This window comes from Solemya elarraichensis gill symbiont (assembly GCF_002021095.1).
In the GTDB taxonomy this organism is placed as follows: domain Bacteria; phylum Pseudomonadota; class Gammaproteobacteria; order Chromatiales; family Chromatiaceae.
In genome coordinates this window covers 1-8,556 of record NZ_MPRK01000061.1, presented here as the reverse complement: position 1 = coordinate 8,556, position 8,556 = coordinate 1, and the positions used below count along the sequence as shown (strand labels likewise).

General features: G+C 53.2%; 11 protein-coding genes. 5 read left to right on the top strand and 6 right to left on the bottom strand.

Annotated features, from left to right (window positions below; genetic code table 11):
* A partial coding sequence (locus BOW51_RS04620; protein WP_078476660.1) for a cytochrome c oxidase subunit 3 occupies positions 1–509 on the top strand: 509 nt, incomplete at its 5' end.
* A gap of 45 nt (positions 510–554) precedes the next feature.
* Here BOW51_RS04620 and BOW51_RS04615 read toward each other — a convergent pair.
* Positions 555–800: a twin transmembrane helix small protein gene (locus tag BOW51_RS04615; RefSeq protein WP_078476659.1), complete on the bottom strand. Its 246-nt coding sequence runs from the start codon at positions 798–800 to the stop codon at positions 555–557.
* Positions 801–833: 33 nt separating this feature from the next.
* Here BOW51_RS04615 and BOW51_RS04610 point away from each other — a divergent pair, with 33 nt between their 5' ends.
* From BOW51_RS04610 to cyoE, 4 genes are all read left to right on the top strand, one after another.
* Positions 834–1,532: an SURF1 family protein gene (locus BOW51_RS04610; protein ID WP_167367237.1), complete on the top strand. Its 699-nt coding sequence runs from the start codon at positions 834–836 to the stop codon at positions 1,530–1,532.
* 2 nt (positions 1,533–1,534) lie between these two features.
* Positions 1,535–2,119: an SCO family protein gene (locus BOW51_RS04605; protein ID WP_078476657.1), complete on the top strand. Its 585-nt coding sequence runs from the start codon at positions 1,535–1,537 to the stop codon at positions 2,117–2,119.
* Positions 2,101–3,108, top strand: coding sequence for a COX15/CtaA family protein (locus tag BOW51_RS04600; RefSeq protein WP_245828473.1), 1,008 nt, complete (start codon positions 2,101–2,103; stop codon positions 3,106–3,108). The genes BOW51_RS04605 and BOW51_RS04600 overlap by 19 nt, the downstream gene beginning before the upstream one ends.
* A gap of 70 nt (positions 3,109–3,178) precedes the next feature.
* Complete coding sequence (cyoE, locus tag BOW51_RS04595; protein ID WP_078476661.1) at positions 3,179–4,084, top strand: heme o synthase; 906 nt, start codon at positions 3,179–3,181, stop codon at positions 4,082–4,084.
* Between the two features lie 53 nt (positions 4,085–4,137).
* On the opposite strand, the gene bioD is transcribed toward cyoE, so the two are convergent.
* From bioD to bioB, 5 genes are read right to left on the bottom strand one after another with little or no spacing between them, the layout of a single operon-like run.
* Positions 4,138–4,800 carry a dethiobiotin synthase gene (gene bioD / locus BOW51_RS04590; protein ID WP_078476655.1) on the bottom strand — a complete coding sequence of 221 codons (663 nt, stop codon included), beginning with the start codon at positions 4,798–4,800 and terminating at the stop codon, positions 4,138–4,140.
* On the bottom strand, positions 4,797–5,657 hold the full coding sequence (bioC, locus tag BOW51_RS04585; RefSeq protein ID WP_078476654.1) for a malonyl-ACP O-methyltransferase BioC: 861 nt from the start codon (positions 5,655–5,657) through the stop codon (positions 4,797–4,799). Before bioC ends, bioD begins: the two co-directional genes overlap by 4 nt.
* Positions 5,654–6,442 carry a pimeloyl-ACP methyl ester esterase BioH gene (bioH, locus tag BOW51_RS04580; protein WP_078476653.1) on the bottom strand — a complete coding sequence of 263 codons (789 nt, stop codon included), beginning with the start codon at positions 6,440–6,442 and terminating at the stop codon, positions 5,654–5,656. The genes bioC and bioH overlap by 4 nt, the downstream gene beginning before the upstream one ends.
* Entirely contained in the window at positions 6,439–7,602 is a 1,164-nt protein-coding gene (bioF, locus tag BOW51_RS04575) for an 8-amino-7-oxononanoate synthase (protein WP_078476652.1), read from the bottom strand. Before bioF ends, bioH begins: the two co-directional genes overlap by 4 nt.
* An 11-nt stretch (positions 7,603–7,613) precedes the next feature.
* Positions 7,614–8,555, bottom strand: a complete 942-nt coding sequence (gene bioB / locus BOW51_RS04570) for a biotin synthase BioB (RefSeq protein WP_078476651.1) — start codon at positions 8,553–8,555, stop codon at positions 7,614–7,616.
* Position 8,556: the final 1 nt, after the last annotated feature.

Below are 8,556 nucleotides of genomic sequence, written 5' to 3'. Positions count from 1 at the left end.
TTATGACACATGCAGTCCTGTGGCCAAGCTTTGATGGTGTGTGGCCAACCAATGGACCCGCAAATGTTGGCGGCACTTATTCACCTATGGGTGCATGGCCGCTCCCAACCATCAACACCCTGATCCTGCTAACTTCCGGCGTCACAGTCACCCTGGCACACTGGGCACTGAAAGCTGGAAATAACAGCAACCTGGTGATGTGGCTGGCAGCTACCGTAGCCCTCGGCTTCTTGTTCGTCGGTCTGCAGGCCTTTGAATATTATGAAGCATACACCCACCTGAACCTGACTCTGGAGTCCGGTATTTACGGTTCCACCTTCTTCATGCTGACAGGATTCCACGGCCTGCACGTGACCCTGGGTGCGATTATGCTACTGGTAATGACTATTCGCGCTGCCAAGAAGCACTTCAGCAACGAGAACCACTTTGCCTTCGAAGCAGCGGCCTGGTACTGGCACTTTGTAGACGTGGTCTGGCTGGGCTTGTTCGTTTTTGTTTACATCCTGTAAGCGAAAGCCCGCACAGAAAAGCCGCCGCAGATGTGGCGGCTTTTTTTATTCTGCACTTTGAGAAGTATTGTTTACAGGTTCAACCGGAAACACGCCATGAGGCTTGATAACGCCGGTCAATGAAAGAATGATCAGCAGCAAAAAGAGAGAGAACGAGATTCCGATTCGCCAGCTCAGCGCCTTAACCGCACGGTCACTCTGTCCCTTGTCGCGAACAAGATAGAATAGTCCTGAGCCGAGTGAAACAACGATTGTAATCAGTACCGCAATGATAAATATTTTGATCAACATGAACTTCCTGCCTGAATTATGGTTCCGGGCCCAATGAGAATTGAGAGATTCTCACCAAGCCTGACCCTGCTGACGCTCCTGCTTCTCAGCCTGCTGATGTCGCTTGGTTTCTGGCAACTGGATCGTGCTGATCAGAAGAGAGAACTCATCAGGGTCTATAGAGAGCGACTTGTCGAACCGGCAATACCTCTTGCCGAGGTGCGTGCTGAGTGGCAGACACATCTCTATCGCAGGGTCGTTTTCAAAGGACACTTCCTGGAAAAAATGCAGGTACTGCTCGAAAATCAGGTGCGCAAGGGGCGTGCCGGTGTGCATGACTATCGCGTATTCAAAACAGAGGATGGCATACTTTTTCTCATCAATCTAGGTTGGCATGAGACTTCAGGGCCATATGCTGCTACAGACCCGGGGCTGGTAACGCTCGAGGGCCTGGTGCGCTCGCCGCCCGAGGTAGGGCTTCGTCTCGGTGACCTGGAGACTATTCCATTCACTACCCCGCTCAAAACCCCCTACCTGGATATTGACTGGATCAGCAGCCGCTTTGAGATCAAGGCCGAACCTTTCGTGGTGCTGCTTGAAAATGAAACAACGGAAACCGACGAGTGGATGCCGATTCACTTTCCGCCAGAGAAGCATCAGGGCTATGCACTCACATGGTTTAGCCTTGCTGCGACTCTTCTGATACTCTTCGGCTTCTATACATTTAGCAAACAACCGACTGACAAGAAATAATCATGAACCACCCTAGACGTACACTGCTACTCACTGCCCTGATATTTGCCGCGCCGATCCTGATCGCCGTCACCCTTTACCAATTTCCCGGTATTGTCGGATTTACCGGAACCAAAAACCACGGTAGCCTGATACAGCCGGCAAGACCCCTCGAAGCGATACGCCTGCAAGAGAAGGGTGAAACACTCGATATCAAGGCACTTGAGGGACGCTGGACCTATGTGACATTTTCACAAGGTGCCTGCGGAACAGACTGCAGCGAACGCCTTTACAAGACACGCCAGGTCAGACATGCACTCGGCAAGGATATGGAACGTGCCCAGCGCCTGCTGATTCTGCTCGATGAAACTGGCATGCCAGACAGCAAATTGCTTGAGGTGCATCAGGACATGCGTATCGCCAGGGCCATGGAATTTGATCAGTGGGGAGGCAATTTTGAACTCGAAAACAACGTCATGCTTGAGCACATCTATCTCGTTGACCCGCTCGGCAACCTGATGATGTATTACACCCCCGATGTAAATGGTCCACTGATCCTCAAAGATATTCAAAGACTGGTGAAAGTATCATGGATAAAACCAAAATGAGCAGCCTGTTCAGGCGTATCGCCCTGGCAGCAGCACTGCTGGCCCTCGTCGTCGTCGTACTTGGTGCATTCGTGCGCCTTACAGATGCAGGCCTCGGCTGCCCCGACTGGCCCGGCTGCTATGGGCTTCTGACTGCCCCCGATGTCGGATCTCAGACAGCCGATATTGTGCATACGGAAACCGGTGTCGCCAAGGCATGGAACGAGATGATTCACCGCTATGTCGCCGGCACACTCAGCCTGCTGGTGCTGGCACTGGCCGTGATTGCCGTGCTCAACAGGCGCGATCCGGATCAACCCGTAGCTGTACCACTTGCACTGCTTGCATTGGTGATATTCCAGGCACTCCTGGGCATGTGGACGGTCACCATGCTGCTGCGGCCGGAAATTGTCACCCTGCACCTGCTGATGGGCATGGCGACACTCGCAACCTTGTGGTGGCTCTGGTTCAGGCAGGCCGGTGAACGCAGCCTGCTTGCCTACTCGGAAAAGGAGATGCCAACCAGGGCCTGGGCCCTCGGCGCCCTGCTGCTGATCTATGGCCAGATCGCCCTCGGTGGCTGGGTCAGCACCAACTACGCCGCCCTGCACTGCCCCGACTTTCCCACCTGCCAGGAACAGTGGTGGCCGGAGACAGATTTTTCCGGCGCTTTCGACCTCAATCACGGTGATAACAGTAATTTCGAGGGTGGAAAACTGACAAATGCGCAGGGAGTCACGGTCCATATTACACACAGAATTGGTGCGCTGATTCTGCTCTTGTTTTTCTCTATAATGCTATGGATTGCTCAGGTTAATGGCGGCCACCGCTTCAAACAGGCCGTCAAAATCATAGCCGTGTTGCTGCTGATACAGATCGGTCTCGGAATCAGCAACGTGGTGTTCCTGCTACCACTGACGATAGCAGTTGCACATAACGCGGTGGCAGCGCTGCTGTTAATCGCCAGCGTTTACCTTAACCACGTGGCAAAACCGAAAAAACTGAATTAAGAAGCATCCACAAAAATAACAGAAACAAGCGGATGCAACGGAGGAGAGTAAATTGGATAACAGCCTGACAATGGCACAGCGTATTTTTCGTTTCCCATGGAACGAATGCTACGCTCTGTGCAAACCAAAAGTAGTCGCATTGATCGTTTTTACCGCAGTGGTCGGAATGCTGCTGTCGACCAGCGGCGCACTGCCACCGCTTGACCTGCTGATCTACGGCACACTCGGCATCGGACTTGGCGCGGCATCAGGTGCGGCGGTCAACCATTATGTCGACCAGCGCATTGACGCCATCATGGATCGCACCCATAACAGGCCACTGCCTGCCGGAAAGCTCTCCCCGGCGACAGCCCTTGGGTTCGCTATCAGCATCGGCATTCTATCGATGGCAATCCTGTTGGTCTTCGTCAATACGCTGACTGCCATGCTGACTCTTATCTCGATGATCGGCTATGCCGTCATCTACACCATGTTCCTAAAACGTGCCACACCACAGAATATCGTTCTCGGTGGTGCTGCAGGCGCTGCTCCACCGCTGCTCGGCTGGACTGCGATCACAGGTGAAGTCAATTACGATGCATTGCTGCTGTTCCTGATCATCTTCGTATGGACACCTCCGCACTTCTGGGCACTTGCGATCAAACGCCGCAAGGAGTACGCAAAGGCTGACATCCCTATGTTGCCAGTCACCCACGGTGTCATCTTCACCAAGCAGCACATCCTGCTCTATACCCTGTTGCTGTTTGCCGTGACCCTGATGCCTTTTGTCACAGAGATGAGCGGCCTGGTCTATCTTGCCGGAGCCTTGTCACTCGGCATCGGCTTTACCTACCATGCGATGAAACTGCTGCGTAGCGAAGGTGATGAGCATTCGATGAAGACTTTCGGCTTCTCAATCTTCTATCTCAGTGCATTGTTTGCATTTTTTCTGGTCGACCACTATGCGCGGGAGTTTATTCGTGGTGTCTTTCTTTGATGAAAGAGTCTGAATGAAGGCATGGACTCCAGTGCCGGCAGATTAGCCACCAGTCATCCCCGCGAAAGCGGGGATTCTTTTTGGAGCAACAGCTGCCCCTTGTAGTGCATTTGGCCAATCAGAGGCGCATCCATCTGCTGTTTCAGGGGATCGAGAACCGAATCCTGCTCATCCATGTCGGGATCGATGCTGTTGGCGATCCATCCTGCGAGCTGAAGTCCCGAGGCTCTGATTGCTTCAGCGCTGAGCAGCGCATGGTTGATACAACCGAGGCGCATGCCAACAACGAGGATCACCGGCAGATTGAGTGCATTAACAAGATCTGCGAGCATTTGCCCGCCACCTAGCGGAACCATCCAGCCACCAACACCTTCTATCAAGATGACATCTTCATCTTGTGCCAACTCACTCGCAACGTTCACGATCTGTTCGATATCGATCAGAACACTACTTTTTCGGGCTGCAAGATGCGGTGCGATTGGCGGTTCAAATGCGTAGGGATTAATCAGTTCATACGCCTTGCGACTGGAACTGGCTGCCTGTATCGCGAGTGCATCGCTATTTCTCAGGCCTTCGTCTGTTTTCTCACAACCTGAAGCAATCGGCTTCATGCCAACAACTTTGTCGCCCTGCTCCTTCAACGCCTCCATCAGGGCAAGGGTGATATGGGTTTTACCAATCTCCGTATCAGTGCCCGTGACAAACCAGCCCTTCATGTCGATGATCTGCGTACAGCGCTGATGTTGATCCTGGTTGCCCCCTGATCATCCTGGTATTGAGGCATTTCATCCGTAACCCACGCATGCCCGTAGATCACTTCCCAGGTTGATGGCAATACACCTCCGCTGCGGAACTGTTCATACGCCTGCGTGAAAGCCTGCATGCGTTTTTTTCCGGTCAAACCCTTGTGGCGTTCGCTGCTGGCGTTATGCGCACCTATCGCCTTGATATCCGCCATCAGGGGACGCAATTGCGAATAGGTCATGGTGATCATCTCCATATCAATGACCGGGTCAGCAAAGCGGGCACCGAGCAGCGCATCGCCAACATCATGCATATCAACAAAGGGGCTGACGTGCGGCCTGTCATCGACTTCTGCCCATGCCTGCCTGATCTCTTTCAGGGTATCGGGCCCGAAAGTTGTAAACATCAGCAGTCCGTTCGGCTTGAGTACACGTTTGAATTCTGCAAAGGTCGATGCGAGATCGGTACTCCACTGAATGGCTGCATTCGATACGATCAGGTCTACGCTGCGGTCCGCCAGCGGTAGTTCCTCAAGGTCTGCACACAACCCATGCGGACGTTTCAGCCAGTAACGATGTGTGCGTGACTTCACCACCATTGGCAGGGCAAAATCGAGCGCAATCACTTGAGACTTCGGATAGCGCTTGATCAGGTGTCCTGAACAGAAACCCGTACCCGAACCAACATCGACAATCACCTCTGGCTTAAGCTTGACATAGTCAAGGCGCTCCAGCATGCGCTGGCCAATTTCACGTTGCAACGCGGCTGCCTCATCATAGCTGTCTGCAGCCTTCGAAAAAGAGAGGCGCGCCTGCAGTTTATCGATCATGTAACAGCTCCGTGCAGAGTTTCATCTACCAACATTTCCAGCGCCGTCTCTGACACGGCTGGATGCGACAGAAATGGTGCATGCCCCCCCGAGGGGATTGTTATTCGAGTTGCCTGTGGTAACAGTTTTTCTATATAGGTGGATGTTACCGCCGGGACCAGCGTATCTTTTTCACCAAAGAGCCAGCACGTTGGCATTGCCAACTCTCCCAACTTGTCGCGAAGGTCAGCATGTTGAAGCAAATAGATACCTGATTCAAGTGCCTGCTGTGATGGAGGATTGGACTTGATAATCGACTCTCGCAGGCGCTTAAGGGTGCTACGCTCATCTGATGCACCACGTACCTGCAAACCGAGAAAGCGCAACAGGGCTTTTTGCGTATTACCCATCAACTGCTCTCCAAACTGCTCCAAACCCTGTTTGACCAATCCTGCCGGCCAGTCATGGTGCCGAATGAAACAGGGGGTGCTTGTAACCATCATCAGCGCCTTGACTCGCCCGGGTGATTTCAGGGCGGCCCGCTGTGCAATCATGCCTCCAAGCGACCAGCCTAGCCATACAGCTTCTTCCGGCGCCACTTCAAGCACTGCATCAGCCCAGTCATCAAGTTCATTTGTCGCTGCTTCCGATGAGCTATCACCATGTCCCGGCAGGTCAACAAGTAGCACCTCGAAATGCTCACTGAGTGTATCGACCGCACTACCCCAGACACCACTATTCATACCCCAGCCATGCAGCATCACCAGGGGGGCACCAGATCCGTACGATTTAACCGCAAGTGTCATGCTGTCTCTCCCGCCTGAACCTTCTCAAAAGCAACCAGCAGTTTGTCAACATCCGTCTCCTCGTGATTGGCCGACAGGGTGACACGGAGGCGGGAACTATTGCGAGGTACGGTAGGCGGCCTGATTGCAGTCACCAGTACGCCCTGCTCTTCCAGGGCCCGGCTCATGGTGAGCGCCTTATCAGCTTCACCAACAAGTACCGGCTGTATCGGCGTCTCGCTCGGCATTAATTGTAATCCCAACTGTTCCGCACCTGACCTGAAACGTGTGATCAGCACAGCGAGCTTGTCACGACGCCACTGATCCTCGATGACACATCTGAGTGCTGCACGGTTTGCTTCGGCAATTGCTGCCGGTGCCGCCGTGGTAAAGAGATAGCTGCGCGCATCCTGGATTATGCTCTCGATAAGAAGCTCCGGGCCGGCGACAAAAGCACCAAAGACGCCAAAGCCCTTGCCCAGGGTGCCCATCAGCAATGGCACATCCTGCTGAGAGAGGGCTTCCCGATCAAGACTGCCGCGTCCTTGATGGCCAAGCGTCCCAATGCCGTGAGCATCATCAACCAGCAACAGGGCGTCATGTTTACGGCTGGCATTTGCAAGCTCCCTCAGGGGTGCAATATCCCCATCCATGCTAAACACACCATCGGTTGCAAGTAGTGCATGCTTCTCTTTGTGGTCCGACAGCTGCTGTTCGGCTGTGTGTGCATCTACATGGGGATAACGCAGCAGTTGTGCGCCACTATTGAGACCACCATCAATCAGTGATGCATGATTGAGCCGGTCTTCAACAACAACATCACCACGCCCCATAAGTGCATTAATTATGCCGCTGTTTGCCATGTAGCCAGTTGAAAAGAGCAATGCACTTTCGCGCCCGAGCCATTCAGCCAACTCCTCTTCAAGATGGTGATGCGCACTGGTGTGACCAGTAATCAGATGTGCGGCACCGGCACCGTTGCCCCAGCATGCTATGCCGCGGATAAACGCCTGTTTAATACGTGCGTCATTGGCCAAACCGAGATAGTCATTCGAGCAGAAAGAGAGCAGCTTTTTTCCGTCACAGACAATCTCTGTCGACTGCGGCGACTCAATGATACGTCTGTGGCGGTAAAGCCCATCTTCCTTGCGCTGCAGAAGTCTTGCCGAGTAGTCTCTCATAAGGCAAATGCCTATTCGTGGCAGCAAACTTTTTGTGAATCTTCCTCACTCACTGCCTGCATATTGATGCCAAGCCTTGTAAACAGCTCTGCATCGCTATTTGAGTCAGGATTATCAGTGGTCAACAGGCGCTCACCATAGAAGACCGAGTTGGCACCGGCAAAGAAGCACATTGCCTGCATCTCGTCACTCATATCGGTACGGCCTGCTGAGAGACGTACATATGATTCCGGCAGCATGATGCGTGCAACTGCAATTGTGCGCACGAAATCGAGTGGATCGATACCGTCAATACCAAACATTGGCGTCCCCTCGACTTGTACCAGCATATTGATTGGAACAGATTCAGGGTGTTTTTCCTGGTTGGCAAGTTCCTGCAGCATACGTGCACGATCGAGTGCTTTTTCACCCATGCCGAGGATGCCGCCTGAACAGACATTGATTCCCGCATCGCGAACATACTTCAGCGTTTCAAGGCGGTCATCGAATGTGCGGGTACTGATGACATTGCCATAGAACTCTGGCGATGTATCAATATTGTGGTTGTAGTAATCAAGGCCAGCCTCTTTGAGGCGCTCAGCCTGATGCTCCTCCAGCATACCCAGGGTGACGCAGGTCTCCATACCGAGTTCCTGCACCGCCTTGATCATATCGATCACCTTGTCGAGATTTTTATCTGTCGGATTGCGCCATGCCGCACCCATGCAAAAACGCGTGGAGCCCGCATCTTTTGCTGCCTTAGCCGACTCGATCACCTCGCCCAATGGCAGCAGTTTCTCACGCTCCAGGGAGGTATCGTTTTTTGCGCTCTGCGAACAGTAGCCGCAATCTTCGGGACAGGCACCGGTCTTGATGCTTAACAGGGTGCTGACCTGCACGCTGTTCGGGTCAAAATTTTCCCGGTGTACCGAGTGCGCCTGAAATAACAGGTCGTTAATGGGCAGTGCGAACAAT